Origin of the sequence: Geothrix mesophila (genome assembly GCF_022808835.1) — a bacterium.
GTDB lineage: Bacteria > Acidobacteriota > Holophagae > Holophagales > Holophagaceae > Geothrix > Geothrix paludis.
The window spans coordinates 426,595-441,637 of sequence record NZ_JAKZLD010000002.1 but is presented as its reverse complement, the minus strand read 5'-3'; the positions used below and the strand labels follow the sequence as shown (position 1 = coordinate 441,637).

14 protein-coding genes are annotated in these 15,043 nt (G+C 66.5%); 10 read left to right on the top strand and 4 right to left on the bottom strand.

What is annotated here, in order from left to right; translation table 11 throughout:
* Positions 1 to 14 precede the first annotated feature (14 nt).
* From MLG87_RS09450 to MLG87_RS09435, 4 genes are all read left to right on the top strand, one after another.
* Positions 15 to 494 carry a carboxymuconolactone decarboxylase family protein gene (locus MLG87_RS09450; protein WP_243294931.1) on the top strand — a complete coding sequence of 160 codons (480 nt, stop codon included), beginning with the start codon at positions 15 to 17 and terminating at the stop codon, positions 492 to 494.
* A gap of 217 nt (positions 495 to 711) precedes the next feature.
* Positions 712 to 1,626, top strand: a complete 915-nt coding sequence (locus MLG87_RS09445; RefSeq protein WP_243294930.1) for a sigma-70 family RNA polymerase sigma factor — start codon at positions 712 to 714, stop codon at positions 1,624 to 1,626.
* 144 nt (positions 1,627 to 1,770) lie between these two features.
* The gene (locus MLG87_RS09440; RefSeq protein WP_243294929.1) at positions 1,771 to 2,658 is read left to right on the top strand and encodes a homocysteine S-methyltransferase family protein; all 888 of its coding nucleotides are present in this window, start codon (positions 1,771 to 1,773) and stop codon (positions 2,656 to 2,658) included.
* A 165-nt stretch (positions 2,659 to 2,823) separates the two neighbouring features.
* Positions 2,824 to 3,168 carry a cupin domain-containing protein gene (locus MLG87_RS09435; RefSeq protein WP_243294928.1) on the top strand — a complete coding sequence of 115 codons (345 nt, stop codon included), beginning with the start codon at positions 2,824 to 2,826 and terminating at the stop codon, positions 3,166 to 3,168.
* A gap of 63 nt (positions 3,169 to 3,231) precedes the next feature.
* Here MLG87_RS09435 and MLG87_RS09430 read toward each other — a convergent pair whose 3' ends face one another.
* From MLG87_RS09430 to MLG87_RS09420, 3 genes are all read right to left on the bottom strand, one after another.
* Positions 3,232 to 3,456, bottom strand: coding sequence for a hypothetical protein (locus MLG87_RS09430; RefSeq protein ID WP_243294927.1), 225 nt, complete (start codon positions 3,454 to 3,456; stop codon positions 3,232 to 3,234).
* Between the two features lie 727 nt (positions 3,457 to 4,183).
* The gene (locus MLG87_RS16300) at positions 4,184 to 7,255 is read right to left on the bottom strand and encodes a BamA/OMP85 family outer membrane protein (protein ID WP_243294926.1); all 3,072 of its coding nucleotides are present in this window, start codon (positions 7,253 to 7,255) and stop codon (positions 4,184 to 4,186) included.
* A 4-nt stretch (positions 7,256 to 7,259) separates the two neighbouring features.
* Positions 7,260 to 7,589 carry an STAS domain-containing protein gene (locus MLG87_RS09420; protein WP_243294925.1) on the bottom strand — a complete coding sequence of 110 codons (330 nt, stop codon included), beginning with the start codon at positions 7,587 to 7,589 and terminating at the stop codon, positions 7,260 to 7,262.
* Positions 7,590 to 7,780: 191 nt separating this feature from the next.
* Here MLG87_RS09420 and ispG point away from each other — a divergent pair, with 191 nt between their 5' ends.
* The 5 genes from ispG (at position 7,781) to ric (ending at position 13,956) form a co-directional block, all read left to right on the top strand.
* Positions 7,781 to 8,887 carry a flavodoxin-dependent (E)-4-hydroxy-3-methylbut-2-enyl-diphosphate synthase gene (gene ispG / locus MLG87_RS09415; protein ID WP_243294924.1) on the top strand — a complete coding sequence of 369 codons (1,107 nt, stop codon included), beginning with the start codon at positions 7,781 to 7,783 and terminating at the stop codon, positions 8,885 to 8,887.
* A gap of 73 nt (positions 8,888 to 8,960) precedes the next feature.
* Positions 8,961 to 9,185: a membrane protein insertion efficiency factor YidD gene (gene yidD / locus MLG87_RS09410; protein ID WP_425250888.1), complete on the top strand. Its 225-nt coding sequence runs from the start codon at positions 8,961 to 8,963 to the stop codon at positions 9,183 to 9,185.
* 145 nt (positions 9,186 to 9,330) lie between these two features.
* The gene (locus MLG87_RS09405; protein WP_243294922.1) at positions 9,331 to 10,509 is read left to right on the top strand and encodes a hypothetical protein; all 1,179 of its coding nucleotides are present in this window, start codon (positions 9,331 to 9,333) and stop codon (positions 10,507 to 10,509) included.
* 133 nt (positions 10,510 to 10,642) lie between these two features.
* Complete coding sequence (locus tag MLG87_RS09400) at positions 10,643 to 13,099, top strand: SIS domain-containing protein (protein ID WP_243294921.1); 2,457 nt, start codon at positions 10,643 to 10,645, stop codon at positions 13,097 to 13,099.
* 140 nt (positions 13,100 to 13,239) lie between these two features.
* Positions 13,240 to 13,956, top strand: a complete 717-nt coding sequence (gene ric / locus MLG87_RS09395) for an iron-sulfur cluster repair di-iron protein (RefSeq protein WP_243294920.1) — start codon at positions 13,240 to 13,242, stop codon at positions 13,954 to 13,956.
* Positions 13,957 to 14,031: 75 nt separating this feature from the next.
* Here ric and MLG87_RS09390 read toward each other — a convergent pair whose 3' ends face one another.
* On the bottom strand, positions 14,032 to 14,250 hold the full coding sequence (locus MLG87_RS09390; protein WP_243294919.1) for a hypothetical protein: 219 nt from the start codon (positions 14,248 to 14,250) through the stop codon (positions 14,032 to 14,034).
* A gap of 45 nt (positions 14,251 to 14,295) precedes the next feature.
* On the opposite strand from MLG87_RS09390, the gene MLG87_RS09385 reads away from it, so the two are divergent.
* The gene (locus MLG87_RS09385; RefSeq protein ID WP_243294918.1) at positions 14,296 to 15,042 is read left to right on the top strand and encodes a lysophospholipid acyltransferase family protein; all 747 of its coding nucleotides are present in this window, start codon (positions 14,296 to 14,298) and stop codon (positions 15,040 to 15,042) included.
* The last annotated feature ends 1 nt before the right edge of the window (position 15,043 follow it).

The following is a 15,043-nucleotide window of genomic DNA, read 5'->3' as shown; positions in this document are numbered from 1 at the left end:
AGCAAGGAGAAGCAATGCAACCTCGACTGGATTACACCAAGGCTTCATCGGGCGCCTTCAAGGCGATGCTGGGCCTGGAAATACACGTGAGCAAATCGGGGCTGGAGCCTTCGCTGGTCGAGCTCGTCAAGCTGAGGGTCTCCCAGATCAACGGCTGCGCCTTCTGCCTCGACATGCACACCAAGGAGCTGAGGGCTTCGGGCGAGACCGAACAGCGGCTCTACCTTCTGAGCGGCTGGCGGGAGGCAGACCTGTATTCCGAACGGGAAAGGGCGGGGCTGGCCTGGGCGGAAGTCCTCACGCGCCTCCCGGAAGGGGGGGTGCCGGATGAGGCTTTCGAGCGGGTCCGGAGCCACTTCAGCGAGACCCAACTGGTCGACCTGACCCTGGCCATCATCTCCATCAATGGCTGGAACCGGCTGAACATCGGTTTCCGGACTCCGGCCGGAGGCTATGTCGCCCGGTCGGCGGCGACGCTGCTTGCGGGCGACTAGGCCGGGTTCCCCTGGCTGATCGTAGGCTCATCTGCGATGCGACAGCCGGATGGCCTGGTCCGTTGATCTTGGGGATGCCCCCTCCTGAGCCCGTGGCCCAGGAGGGGGCAAAGAGCGGGAAACCATGATGCAAGACAGATCGCAGACCCAAGCCCATGGGACAGAGTGGCTCCGGCGCCGGCGCGTGCGATCCTTTCCCTTCCATGCCGAGGGGACCATGGATTCAACCGCCCTAGCCGAAGCCTTCGAAGCCCACCGGAAACTGCTGTGGGGGCTCAGCTACCGCATGACGGGATCTCCCGCCGATGCCGATGATGTCCTCCAGGAGACCTTCCTTCGTGCGCTCAAGCGTCCCCCCGCGGACCAGGAATCTTCGCTCCGCCCCTGGCTGGTGACCATTGCCGTCAATCTGTCCAAGGATCTGCTCCGGCGCAGGAAATCGCGGCCCTACCCGGGGGTGTGGCTCCCGGGCCCCGTCGAGTGGGACGCCTCGGACTGCGTGGTCGAGGCGCCTCAGGAGCGCTTCGACCTGCTGGAGACCGGATCCTATTCCTTCCTGGTGGCCCTGGAGGACCTCAGTCCCCAGCAGCGGGCGGTGTTTCTTCTCCGGGAGGTGTTCGATCATTCCGTCGATGAAACCGCCCGGCTCCTGGGCATCTCAGAGTCCAACGTGAAGGTGACCCTGCACCGGGCCAGGAAAGTGCTCAAGCGGCCGAGCTACCCGACGCCCCGGAAACGGGAGCTCACGGGTCGGGCCCTCCGGCGGTTCCAGGAGGCCCTGGCCGCTCAGGACCTGGAAACCCTGGAATCCCTGTTCACCCCGGATGCCAGGGCCTGCGGGGATGGGGGTGGGGTCTATGCCTCGGCCGAGGTCCCCGTTCTGGGACCGCGTGCCATTGCCCAGTTCTTCCTGCGCATCGCACAGCAGGATCCCTCCATGCGGCTGGATCTCCGCGAGATCAACGGACTGCCCGCCCAGGTGGGAGAGAGGGACGTCCCGGAGACAGGACCGCGAGCCCCGCGCTGGGTCCTGCTGGTCGAGGTGGACGAAGAAGGCCGCATCTCCTGGGTCCGATCCGTTCTCGCCCCCCGGAAGCTCACGCGGATCTCCTGGGAGACCACCAAAACTTGAGAACGCTCCGACCCATGATCTTCCTTCACGGGGCCGACCAGCCCTCCCAATCAGCCAACCATCTCGAGGCAGCCGACCGTGGGTGATTCATCTCGACTGAGGGAGCGCCTACTGCTCGGGGAGTGTTTCCTGACCGAGGCGGCCGTGGTCGAGCGCATGCGCCGGGAGTTCCTGATTCCCGCAGATGACCATCTTGTCTACGGCGGATCCATCTACGATGCCCATGCCCGCAGGGTGCTGGCCAGCATTTATCGAGGCTATCTCCAGATCGCCCGCAGCGCCTCCTTGCCGATCCTGATCACGACCTCGACCCGGCGATCGAATCCAGAGAGGATCAAGGCCTCCTGTTTCGCGAACCGGAACATCCATCAGGACTGGGTGGCCTTCCTCCGGGAGATCTCCGCTGATTTCAGTGATTCCACCTACATCGGCTGCCTTCTCGGAACCAAGGGAAATGCCTATCGACCGCAAGAAGCGCTTCCGGAAGAGGAGGCGTTGGCCTTCCATCGAGCCCAGTGTCAGGCCGGTCTGGAAGGAGGTGCGGATTTCCTCATGGCGGGCGTGATCCCTTCGCTTGGCGAGGCGAAGGGATTGGCCAGGGCCATGGGAGAGACAGGACTGCCGTTCATCATCAGCTTCATCGTCACGCGTACGGGCTGTCTCCTCGACGGGACACCCATCCACGAGGCCATTGACGCCCTCGACGATGCATGTGCGCCACTCTGCTTCATGGTGAATTGCGTCCATCCCGACAATGTCCGCGCCAGCCTATCGGCAGCGGTCAACCGGGACCGGACTTCAATGAGACGTCTGATCGGCATCCAGGCGAACGCCTCGGCATTGAACCCAGATGAGCTGGATGGCCGCGCGGAGCTTCTTTGCGAGGGCTCTGTTTCCCTGGGTGAATCGATGCTGGCCCTCCGGCGAGATCATGGATTCCAGATCTTCGGCGGGTGCTGCGGTACCGATGCCGCCCTTCTGGATTACCTCGCAGCTCATCTCCATGAGCCACATCTGCCCATGAGGCCCTGACGGTCCGGGCCATGTCGTGGCGGCCCCAGTTCCAGTCCAACCCATGACCAGGGGACCCACCGCACCCACACGCATGCCAACACGCCGCTCCATCCTCGTGCTGAAGTCGGTTTCTTCCAGAGCCGCACCATTCCTTCCGTCCTGCCATCTCCCTTGGAGGCTCCCATGCACCCGGTCTCGATCCAGAATGCTGATCACTACGTGTGGGGCGACCACTGCGATGGTTGGCACCTTCTCCAGGGCGACGATCTCCACGTCATCCAGGAGAGGGTCCCGCCGGGAAAGGCCGAGAAGCGACATGTCCATTCCACCGCACGGCAGTTCTTCTTCATCCTCGCTGGCCGAGCGGTCATGGAATTGAACGGGGAGGACCACCCCCTCTCGGCGGGCGAGGGCATCCACATCCCGCGTGGCATGCCCCATCAGTTCAAGAATCCATTCGGCGATCCCGTGGAGTTCCTCGTCATCTCCCATCCGACGACCCGCGGGGATCGCACCGATTTGGCCTGAGTTCCCTCGGTCTGCATGGATCTCCGACTGCACCCATCTTCAATGGGCGGCCACTTGGAGAGATCAGGCCCGGGTCATGGCCTGGCCGTTCTTCGCGATGACCTTGTCGGCCGCGGCCTGGATCTGGCCGCGGGACTCCGCGTCATGGAGGCCGGTGGCCAGGTCGCGGAGCGCCAGCGCGATGAGGATCTGGGTGGTGGGACGCTTCCCCCACTCGGGATCCTCCCAGTGGCCATGGAACCAGTCCGTCAGGCGAAGCAGGAAATCCAGGGCGGCTTTGGACAACATGGGGTCCTCCGGAAACCGGGTTGCCTGGGGAACGCCGCCATGGCCGCAACCCGTTCGCGACAGCGGTGATCGAAGGATCGGGCCAGCCAGATCCATGCGAATGGCCCTGGGAGAACCCGAAGCGAGGGTCGTCAATATGGTCCAGGACTCATCCTCATGCAGAAAAAACAGGCGAACGGTTGATTTTGGCGGCTGAACGGTGATCTCCGCACCAGGCAGCCCGACCCACCCGGACGCGATGCTCAGCCCTGACGGCCGCATGGCATGACCTCTTCGCCGGGGCCCGACTCCATGACCCCTCGCACCTTCCGGCTCGACCCACCCGGACGCGATGCTCAGCCCGGCTGGGGCCCCGCTCGGAACGCTGCCCCGCAGCGCCCCTCGCGACCCGTCAGGGCTTCGCCCCGGCGGTCGCATGGCATGACCTCCTCGCCGGGGCCCGACTCTGTGACCCCCCGCACCTTCCGGCTCGACCCACCCAGACGCGATGCTCAGCCCGACGGGGGCCCCGCTCGGAACGCTGCCGCGCAGCGTCCCTCGCGACCCGCCAGGGCTTCGCCCCGGCGGTCGCATGGCATGACCTCCTCGCCGGGGCCCGACTCTGTGACCCCCCGCACCTTCCGGCCCGCCCCACCCGGACACGATGCTCAGCCCGACGGGGGCCCCGCTCGGAACGCTGCCTCGCAGCGTCCCTCGCGACCCGCCAGGGCTTCGCCCCGGCGGTCGGTCAGAACTGGAATCCGGCCGAGATCAGCAGGCTCTTGAGCTGGGTGTCGCGTTCGTCCTGGGTGCGCGGGCGCCCCATGATGCGCTTCCAGTCGGCGGCGTACTCGAGCTTGAGGGGGATGCCCAGCTTCAGGATCAGACCCACCCCGAGGGTGGTGCGGAGAGGCGGGAAGGAGGGTGGAACCCGCTGGAGGGTGACGGGATCCGTCTCGGCAGTGAGGCTCCGGTAGACCTGGCCGCTGTCCAGGAAGACCTCGGCCCAGACGCTCTGCATGCCGAGCAGCGGAAAGCGGTACTCGAGGTTCACGACCGCCAGCCCCTGACCGCCGAGCGGGATGGGTTGGGGCAGCAGGTTGCCCAGGGAATCCGTGCGCCGGACGTCGCCCAGCATGTCCGGCTCCACGCCCCGCACCGTGAAGGACCCCCCGCCGAAGAACCGCTCGGACAGCGGCAGGTCCTTGGCCGATTGCGCGGTGGGACGGGCCAGCCCCAACCGGACGCTGGCCATGACCACCCCGTTCTCCGCATGGAAGCCCATGGGCCAGTTCCATTGGTGGCGCAGGTCCAGCTTCACGAAGCTGCTGTTGATCGAGGTTCCGAAGACCTGGTTCGCCAGTTCCAGCCGACCGAAGAAGAAGGTCCCCTGGGTGGGATCGAAGGGCTTGTCCCGGCGGTCCACGACCACCTGCAGGTAGGGGGCCGAGATGATGCTCCGGGCCGGCGTGCGCGCCAGGAGGAAGAGATCCTGGTCCGCGAGCAGGGGCACGCCGTTGCTGTCGGTGTTGGAGGCCACCTCCACTCGCTCGAAGCGGTAGCCGAGCTGGACGGATTGCACGGGGCTGATCTTCCACTCCAGGCTGGGCGTGAAGCGGCGCCGGCGGGCGAAGAAGGCGGCCTGGGCCTCCTCGATGTAGGCGCCCTCCGCCCGGAAGCGTGTACGGGGGGCCAGCAGCGTATCCAGCGAGCCGGGGAGGAACCATGGATCGGTGTAGCCGATGCTGTAGCTGTCGACGGACCGCTTGATCTCACCCGTCGGGAAGGCCTTCCGCAGGAAGGGGCTGTCCAGGGTCTGGTCTCCGGCCCGCAGGCCGAAGTCCAGGGTCCGGCCCATGCCGCCCACGTTGAGGCGCTGGGCATTCAGACCGAAGTGGTAGCCCTGGGTCTTGTCGTAGCCGAAGGATTCGGTGAACACCCAGGGGCTGCGTTCCTGGAGGCGCAGGGCCAGATCCCCGCGCTCCCAGGGCTGGTTCTCCTGGCCCGGAAGGTCCTTCATGGTGAGCAGGTCCACCCGCTGGAAGGCTCCAAGGCCGCCGAGCTGGACCTGACCCTCGTCCAGCTTCGCCGGATTCAGGGGAATGCCCGGGGCGAGTCCCGATTCGCGCAGCACCGCCTCGGCGCGGGTCCGGTCGCTGCCCTGCACGACCAGGCGGCGTGTGCGGTCGAGCGGCTGGGCGGGCACCTGGATGCGCACCACGGGGTGGATCTCATCGTCCTCGAAGGAGATCTTGACCTGCGGATTGGCCGATCCCACCGAGGAGAGCCGCTGGCGGAGGTCGGAGACCACCAGGGCCAGGTCGTTGCGCACCAGGGGCAGCGACGGCTTGAAGGTCAGGCGCGCGCCCTCGGGCGTGGTCTCGAGGGTGCCCTCGAATCCCTGGAGGTGTCTCCGGTCCGACCGGTAGCGGGAGGTGCCCCGCACCGACACCGGATGGTCCGCCAGCGCGAGCAGCAGGCTCCGGGCCAGGCGCTCCCTGGGAAAGGCGGGATCGGACGGGAGCTCCAGCACGAGGGCGTCGAGGAACCGCCGCGACCCTTCACGGATGACGAGGCGCACGTCCACCGCGCCGCCCTTCCCCACTTCGACGCGGCGGCGGACCTGCACCTCGGGGAACCCGCGCTGGAGGTAGTGGGCCGTGAGGCGGTCCTCCAGGGCCTTCATGGCCTCGGATTTCGCGTGCGGCGGCAGGAGGAGGAACCGCTTGGGCAGGCTCACGGCCCGAGACAGCTCCGCGTCGGACAGCTCCCGGTTCCCTTCAAAGCGCACGGTGCCCAGGACGCGCCGGGGACCGGTCTCGACGGTGTAGGTGATGGTCACGGCCTCGGGCCGCTCGGCGGTGCCCGCCGTCACGACGCGCTCGTGGGACACCTTGACCTCGGGATAGCCCTGGTCCCGGTAGTAGGCGGCGATCCGGCCGTCGCCCTCGTCCAGCACGCTCGGCGAGTAGCGCTCGGCCCGGGCCAGGGGCACGAACTCCAGCAGCCGGGGGCGCCCCCAGAGCACCGGACCGAGCAGATCCATGCCCTTGGCCTTCAGGGTGACCTTCGGCCCCGGCTTGACCTCGAGCACGAGAACGCCGCCCTCTCCGTCAGCGGGGACGAGGCGGATGGAGCCCTCCATACGGCGGTCCTTCACCAGCCGCTGGCGCAGGCGTCGTTGGGCCTCCCGCTGGACGATCGGGGTCCAGTGCGTGCGGCCCGGTGTGATGCCCGCGACTTTCAGCAGGTATTCCCGGGTATACGGCGCTGGATCGCCCTCCAGGCGCACCTCCTGGATGAGCCGCGGGGCCCCGAGGCTGAGGATCAGGTGAAGCTGCCGGCCCCCCTCGTCCACCACGGCCTTCACATCGGCCTGGCGGTACCCGGCCTCCCTCAGGCGCTGCTCGGCGCTGCGTTCCAGCAGCGCCAGGCGCTGGGGCCCCAGCCGCTGACCCTTCCGCACTTCCGGCAGGAGGGTCTTGCGCAGATCGGCGGGCAGAGGATCCCCCTCCCAGCGCCAGGTCTCCATGGGCAGCAACGGGTCCAGACGCAGGAGGATCTCGCCGCTCCCACCGAAGGTCCCTTCCACCGTGCGATAGCGGTCCACCAGGCGCACGGCGGCCAGGGCCTGCTGGAAGGCTGCCGCATCCACGGCCTGCCCCACCTTCAGGCCGAGGGCGGCCAAGGCGAAGCGCTGGTCATCCCCATCGCCCCCCACCACCCGGATCGCCGTCACCGGGTGGGACGACGCAGCCTCCTGGCCCGCGGCGGAAACCAGGGCCAGGAGGCTACAGCCGAGGGCGGCGCGGAGGCGCACCGCCTCAGAAGCCCGCGAGGGCCTCTTCCTCGGTGTCCTTCACTTCGAAGACCGAGTGCAGGCTGGTCATCTTGATGAGGCTGAAGATCTTGCCACTCATGCCGCAGATGCGCAGCTCGCCGCCCTTGCCCTTGATGGAGGTGTAGCAGCCCACCAGCTCGCCCACGCCTGAGGAATCCAGGTAGCTCACCTTGCTGAAGTTGATCACGATCTTGCGAGAGCCATTGGTAAGCGAGGTGCGGACCGCTTCGCCCAGCTCTTGATCGCCATCACCCAGGGTGATCTTGCCCTCGGGGTATAGGATCAGCACGTCGTTGTGATTGCGTGAGTTCATGATCATGGGCACCTCGGGGTGAGGGGCCAGTGTAGCAAGGCTTCCAAGGCTCAGCGCAAGCCCACGGCCGCATGGAATCCTCCGGCATGGGGGCGGCCCCGGGCCTCCAGGGCCGGCCCGGGCTGAGGCCCAGGGGGCGGCCCGATGGATGGCATAGGTGGGTACACTGGAATCTTTGATGTCGAGGTCCCATGTCCGACCAGGAACTCCAGCCCCTCGCCCCCCGCCGGAAGACCCGCCAGATCCTGGTGGGCAAGGTGCCGGTGGGCGGGGACGCCCCCATCACCGTCCAGAGCATGACCAAGACGGACACCCGGGATGTGGAGGCCACGGTCCAGCAGATCTACAACTACGCCAACGCCGGCTGCGAGATCGTCCGGGTGAGCGTGCCCACCAAGAAGGCCGGCGAGGTCTTCCACGAGATCTGCGACCGCAGCCCCATTCCCGTGGTGGCCGACATCCACTTTGACTACCGGCTGGCCCTGGTGGCCGCGGACGGCGGCGCCGCCTGCCTGCGCATCAACCCCGGCAACATCGGCGGCCAGGACCGCGTGAAGGCCGTGGTGGACAAGGCCGGATCCAAGGGGATTCCCATCCGCATCGGCGTCAACGGCGGCAGCCTGGAGAAGGACCTGCTGGAGAAGTTCGGCACCGCCACGCCCGAGGCCATGGTGGAGAGCGCCCTGCGCCACATCGAGGTGCTGGAGCGCGAGGGATTCCATGACATCAAGATCAGCCTCAAGGCCAGCGACGTCATCCGCACCGTGCAGGCCTACCGTCTGCTGGCGAAACAGGTGGACTACCCCTTCCACCTGGGCATCACCGAGGCCGGCACGCCCTTCGGCGGCACCATCCGCTCCAGCGCGGGCATGGGCATCCTCCTGGCGGAAGGCCTGGGCGACACCATCCGCGTCTCCCTCACCGGCGACGGCGAGGACGAGTGCCGCGTGGGCCACGAGCTGCTGCGGTCGCTCGCCCTGCGCAGCGGCGGCTTCCGCATGGTGAGCTGCCCCAGCTGCGGGCGCGTCCAGATCGACCTGAACCGCGTGGCGAACGAGATCGAGGAGGGCCTCAAGGCCATCAACCACGAGAACATCACCTACGCCGTCATGGGCTGCGTGGTGAACGGCCCCGGCGAAGCCAAGGACGCGGACCTGGGCGTGGCCGGCGGCGCCGGCGAGGGCCTCATCTACCGCAAGGGCGAGCTCATCCGGAAGGTGAAGGAGGAGGACCTCGTCCCCGCCTTCCTGGAAGAGGCCCGCAAGGTCAAGGCCGAAGCGGATGCGGCGAAGGCCTAAGGCGTTGGACTGGCTGGCGGCCCACCCCCTGGCAGCCTTCGGCCTCTACCTGGTGGTGGAGGCTTTCCTGCCGGTGCGCTTCCAGCCTTCCGCCTGGGTATGCCGGGGCGCCATCCGCACCTACCAGACGACCCTCAGCAGCCACCTGCCCACCCAGTGCAAGTACACCCCCACCTGCAGCCACTATGGCCTGGGCTGCATTCAGAAATACGGCACCCTGCGAGGCGGGCTGCTCACCACCTGGCGCCTCATCCGCTGCTCGCCGCTGACGGACGGCGGGATCGACCCCATTCCCTGATCAAAAGCCCTCCACGAAGGACACGAAGAAGAAACCCAAAAAGGCCACGAAGGCCCTGGTATCCCGTGATGAGATTTTGGTCACGACCGTAGCACGAGGTCTCCTCGATCTGCCTAGCCTGTACGAATCGCATCTCGAGGTGAGCATGGGATCGGCTGCCCTTAAGGCCTTTGTTTTATCGTTGTTTCTTTACCCCACGCTTGCAGCTCAATCGAGCCAACCACCCGCAACTCCGGCACCGGCGGGTCTCCTGGCATATTGGCAGGCTCATCCAAAAAGCCCGGCGCAGTATGTAGTCGACACTTTCAACCGAGGGAAACGGTGGATCGTCCTCGGTGAGTTCCACCGGATCCGCCACGATGCCCAGCTTGTTCTGGATTTGATCCCAGAACTCCATCGGCGCACCGATGTCCGGTACCTGGCCACCGAATTCCTCACCGTAGAGGCGACTGAGGAGGCGAACCGCCTGGTGACTCAGCCCACCTTCGATCGAACCAGGGCACTTCGCTTTTTCATGCGGGACAATCCCATTTGGAACAACAAGGAGTACTTCGACATCCTTGAGACCATCTGGCGATCCAACAAGGAACACGCAGCCTCTCGCGGAGTCTTCAGGCTGATCGGACTGGCACCTGCCATCGATTGGTCCATCGTCAATTACAGCGATGGGTCTGCCCGCAGGCGTGAGTTGGAGAAAGCTGATCGCTACGACGAATGCATGGCCCGAACATTGGAATGCCAGATCCTCGCTAAGGATCTCCCCGCACTCATCCATTGCGGCATCGCTCATGCCACCGCCAAGTACACGGAGTACTGGGTGGGTACTGATAGGCCTCTCCCAAGGATGGGAAACATGATCTACCGCTCCCCATACAAGGAGCGAATGTGGATCGTATCCCTCCATGCGCCCTTCTATGATTCGGCGACAAGGCGGGAGGTCTTCCCCTTTGGCGGGCTGCTTGACCGACTGATGCTGACCTATCGGCGTGACATCGGGTTCGACGTAATTGGCACCCCCTTCGAGAGGGTTCGCGGTCCGTACACTTCGCCGCAATCCCAGCTCGTACACACCTTCGGGAAAATGTTCGATGGCTACATCATTAGTGGCATCCCGATGTCCGATTACCTTGGTACTTCCCCGCTACCGGATTGGGTCCAGGATGAGTCCGACTATCATTGGTACCGAATGCACGTAGAGAATAAAGCCTGGGGTGATGACCTGGCGAAGATGACCTTCACGGAATACAGGCAGTACGAACAGGCACACATCAACGAAAACACGAAGATGTTGAGGCGGAAATTTCAAGCACTCGGGCAACCCTAAGCTCCAGGGCTGAATGAAATCTTTTCTTGGTGCCTTGGTGTCTTGGTGGTGATCTTTTGCCTTTCTTCTGATTTGAAGGTCACGCCGAAACCCACCAAGATGGTCGGTTGGACTGGTCCTCTGGAGTCGCCCCATGTGTGGAATCGTGTCGCTCTGCTATGCGTCTGAAGTCGCGGCCATGGGCCACGAGGCCGGGGAGCTGCTGAAGCGGCTGGAGTACCGCGGCTACGACTCCACGGGCGCCTCCTTCATCGGCGCGGACGGCGCCATCACGCTCCTCAAGAAGGTGGGTGCCCCCAGCCGCGTGGTGCCGGAGCTGGGCATCGATCAACAACAGGGTCAGCGCTTCATCGGACAGGTACGCTGGGCCACCTACGGCGCGGTGACCGACGTCAACAGCCAGCCCCACCACGTGCGCTGCAAGGTGGAGCTGGTGGGCGCCCACAACGGCAACATCTCCAACACGGACGCGCTGAAGCCCGCCCTCACGGCCCAGGGCCACACCGTGAAGTCCGACAACGACGGCGAGATGATCACGCACCTCACGGAGGACGCCTACGCCGCCAATCTCGCGGACCCCGGGCCCGCCCTGGCCGCCTGTCGGGCCGCTTACGCCACCGCGGGACTCGGGGACGCCATTCCCGATGGCGCGTTCCTCCTCATCGACGCCGCCCGCAAAGCCGACGCCCGGGCCGAAGGCTCCTACGCCGCTGCCTTCGCCGATCCCAAGGTGCCGGGCGTGGTGGCCGTGAAGTCGGGATCAAGCCTCTACGCGGGCATCGGCAGCGACGCCCACGGTGACTTCGTGGTGGTCTCCAGCGACCTCACCTCCGTGCTCTCCAAGACGCGCATGCTCATCCCTCTCTCCGAGGGCGAGGGCATCTGGTTCACCGAGCGGGATTACCTGGTCTTCACCCTGGGGAAGGAGCTGGCCTTCTCCGTGCCGCGGCCCAAGCGCTCCAAGCTCAACGTGCGCGACACGGGTCTTCGGGCCCCGTACCGCTACTTCATGGAGCAGGAGATCGCCTCGGCCCCGGACAACCTGGACGAAGTGCTGCGCTATTACTTCCGCGACGCGGGGACCGAGGGCCTCTTCGCGGCCTTCGAGGATCGCCAGGACCTCTGCAAGGCCCTGGTGGCCAAGGTCCTGGCCCTGTACGAGGCGCCGGAGGAGACGGCCCTGCGGAAGGCCTTCGAGGCCCTGCTGGCGGACCCCGTCCACCGGGAGCTGGCCGCCCGGGTGGAGCCCCACGCGGACGTGCTGCGCGCGCATGGCCAGCCGGTCTCGGACGAGCGCCAGCTGCTGGCGGACCTGGGCCGCCTGGACCCCTCGGCCGCCCCGGCCCTGGCCCTCTTCGACCTGCTCTTCGTGTGGAAGAAGCGCCGCCGCGTCACCCGCCTCCTCCAGGAGCTGGTGCAGGCCATCCGCGAGTCCCAGAAGGAGGGCGGGCGCGTCTTCCTGGTGGCCTCGGGCACCTCGTACCACGCGGCGCTGGTGGCGGCCACCTTCTTCAACAGCCTGGCGGGCGTGGCCGTCTTCCCCTGCAACCCGGGCCAGTTCCGGTCCATGTACCTGAACGCGCTCCAGCCCCACGACCTGCTCATCGGCATCACCCAATCCGGCGAGACCAAGGACCTGGTGGACATCTTCCAGGACGTGCGCGCCCGCGTGCCGGCCCTGCGCCGCATCGCGCTGGTGAACAACGAGAACAGCCGCATCCCCCAGGAGCTCTCCGAGTTCTACCTGCCCATCCTCTGCGGCCCCGAGATCGCCGTGGCCGCCACCAAGAGCTTCCTCAACCAGGTGGCCATCCTCTACGTGCTGGCCGCCTCCTTCTCGCTCACGGAGCGCAAGATCGCCGCGAACCTGGAGCGCGCGAAGGACCTCATCGCTGAGACCCTGCGCTCCTGCGAGGCCGATGTGGAAGAGGCCGCGAAGCGCCTCTACCTGGAGCCCTCGCTGCACATCCTGGGCACGGGCCTCATCGGCCTGGCCCGGGAAGGCGCCCTCAAGATCCGCGAGGTGGTGCTCAACCACGCCGAGGGCTACGACGCCGCCGAGTTCAAGCACGGCCCCAACACCATCCTGGGGAAGAACACCCTCTTCTCCATCCAGGACCTGGCGGGCCTGCTGGAGGTCTACGAGCAGCACCGGGACGGCCGCCCCTTCGCCGGCGGCATCGAGGCCCTCCAGGCCTGGCCCGAGCTGGTGGAGACGCGCTTCTCCAACTACCCGCTGCTCTTCGTCTGCCCCGCCGAGGAGCGGGACGTGCGCATCACCATCAGCCAGATCCACACCCACAAGATCCGCGGCGCGGACATCCTGCTCATCGCCGAGAAGAACCCCGAGCTGGCCCTGGCGGTGGCGGGGAAACCCATGGGCCAGGACCGCTACTGGTCCAAGTACATCGAGGTGCCTCCCAACGGCGATGCCAACCTCTTCGTCTTCGCCGCCTCCGTGGCGCTCCAGCGCCTGGCCTTCCGCATGTCCGTGCTGAAGATGGAATACCTGGACCGCCTGGCCGTGGCCGACCACGGCGTCCACCCCGACGCCCCCAAGAACGTGTCCAAGTCCATCACGGTAGACTAAACAAAACAAAATCAACGTTTTGAATGGGACGTTCGAGTTATTTAAGAAAATTTGACCTTTTTAGTCAAGATGTGACTTCCCTCACGGCCCGAAGGCCCCATCTTGGGTGCCAGGGGGTGGTCCCCGTCGATGGAGCCGTCATGAACGTGGAACTGGACACCAAGGTGGGCGAGCTGGTGATGGCGCGGCCCGAGACCATGCGCTACTTCGAGCGCCTGGGCATCGACTACTGCTGCGGAGGCCACCGCAGCCTCGGCGAGGCCTGTGGCCTGGCGAAGCAGGACGCGGGAAAGGTCCTGGCGGACCTGGCCACCCTGGAACCGCCCGCGGCCGGCGTGCCCTCCCTGAAGGACTGGACCACGGCCTCCCTGGCAGACCTCATCCAGCACATCGTGCCCACCCACCACGACTACCTCCGCGAGGAGATGCCCCGCCTGGAGCTGCTGCTCGCGAAGGTGCTACGGGCCCACGGCGAGCGGCATCCCGAGCTGGCCCGCGTGGGCGAACTCTACCGGGCCATGGTGGCCGACCTCACGCCGCACCTGATGAAGGAAGAGCAGATCCTCTTCCCCTACATCACCCAGATGGAGCGGGGCCAGTCAGGCTCCTCCTGCTTCGGGAGCGTCCAGAGCCCCATCCGCGTCATGGAGATGGAGCACGAGGCCGTGGGGGCCCTGCTGGCGGAGCTGCGGGAGCTCACGGACAGCTACACCGTGCCCGCCGACGGCTGCAACACCTTCCGCGCCTTCTACGACGGCCTGGAGACCATGGAGCGGGATCTGCACCTGCACATCTACCTGGAGAACCAGATCCTCCATCCCCGCGCCTTGGCGATGGAAGGCGCCGCCAGGGTCTGACCCGGGCCATCCCCGGGTCCCGCGGCGAAGCGGCCCGATGCCACCAGGCATCGGGCCGCTTCGCGTCCGGCGACCTCAGTGCGTGTCTTCGAGGCTCCACCGGTCCGTGCAGCCGTGGCTCTCGACCACCTGCCGGGCCTTCCGCAGGCGCAGGGTGTGCTGGACGTTCTGCATGACGGTGAAGAGCCGGTCGTGGATGCCCAGGCGCGCCAGGTCTTCCGCGGTGAACCAGGTGACGCCGTCGTGGTCCTTCCGCGTGGCGTGATCAGCCAGGATCTGCTCGGTGATGCCCACGGGAAACCTCCGGAACTGATAGGTTGAATATCACGGAGGGGCATCGTGGCCAACTGGCGAAACACAGGATGGGGCGCAGTTGTGATGGCGGTCTGGGGCATGGTCCTGGTGCCGGTCGTCGTCCTCGGCATCCTGCTGGCCGTTCCCTTCCTCGGGCGCCGCCGCGCCTTTTTCGGCATCGGGCCGCTGTACGCCAAGGGGTTGGGCTGGTTCTGCCGGATCCCGCTGGCCCTGACGGGCTGGGATCGGCTGCCGGAAGCCGTCCGGGAGGGACGTCAGCCCGTGATCTTCATGTCGAACCACGAGAGCCAGCTGGATCCCCCGGTGCTCATCGGGATCCTGCCCGTGCCGGCGGTCTACATCGCCAAGAAGGAGGTCAAGTACCTCCCCTTCGTGGGCTGGGCGGCCTGGGTCGCGGGCGTGATCTTCATCGATCGCCGCGACCGGGAACGGGCCATCAGGAGCATCCGCGAGGCCACCGCCGAGATCCGGGGCGGCAAGAACGTGGTGATCTTCCCGGAAGGCACCCGCAGCCGCACCGGCGAGATGCTCCCCTTCAAGAAGGGCGGCTTCGCCCTGGCCATGGACGCCGGCGTGCCCATCGTCCCCATGGCCACGGTAGGCGGCCGGGAAGTGCTGCCGCCGGGAAGCCTCCGCCTCCGCCCGGGCAAGTACGTGGTGGCGGTGGGCGAGCCGGTGGATCCCGCGTCACTGGCCGATCGAGAGGCCCTCATGACCGAGGTCCGCGGCCGCATCGAAGCCCTCATGACCGAGGCCAGGAAGGCGCTCTGAC